This window comes from Hominimerdicola alba 8 (assembly GCF_000178155.2).
Taxonomy (GTDB): domain Bacteria; phylum Bacillota; class Clostridia; order Oscillospirales; family Ruminococcaceae; genus Hominimerdicola; species Hominimerdicola alba_C.
This window is the reverse complement of the sequence record NZ_ADKM02000114.1, coordinates 1-528: the sequence shown is the minus strand read 5'-3', so window position 1 is coordinate 528 and position 528 is coordinate 1. Positions and strand designations below refer to the sequence as shown.

Sequence of the window (528 nt, the reverse complement as noted above, 5' to 3'; positions counted from 1 at the left end):
TGCTTGTCGACTCACTTAAAGATGTGCTGGCACTATTTGAGTCGCTTACACTCATGGATGTGCTTGCACTGTCGGATGTCGACGTACTCGTTGAGTCTGAAAGACTCGTACTTGTCGATTCTCTTAATGACGTACTTGCGCTATTGGAGTCACTCACACTTGCTGACGTTGACGTACTATCTGATGTTGACGTACTGTCTGACGTTGACACGCTTGTTGAATCTGAAACGCTTGTGCTTGTCGATTCACTTAATGATGTACTTTCACTGTCTGACTCACTCGTTGATGTTGATGCACTATCTGATGTCGACGTACTCGTTGAGTCTGAAAGACTTGTGCTTGTCGACTCACTTAAAGATGTGCTAGCACTATTTGAGTCGCTTACACTCATTGATGTGGATGCACTTTCTGATGTCGACATACTCGTTGATTCTGAAACGCTCGTACTTAATGATTCACTCATGGATGTGCTTGCACTGTTTGAATCACTCTCGCTCGTTGATGTTGACGCACTGTCGGATATTGATG

General features: G+C 44.3%; 1 protein-coding gene. It reads left to right on the top strand.

The genetic code is table 11. From position 1 onward, the window contains the following. Nucleotides 1–528 (top strand): hypothetical protein (locus CUS_RS13640; protein ID WP_037277525.1); only part of this gene is annotated, 528 nt, incomplete at both ends.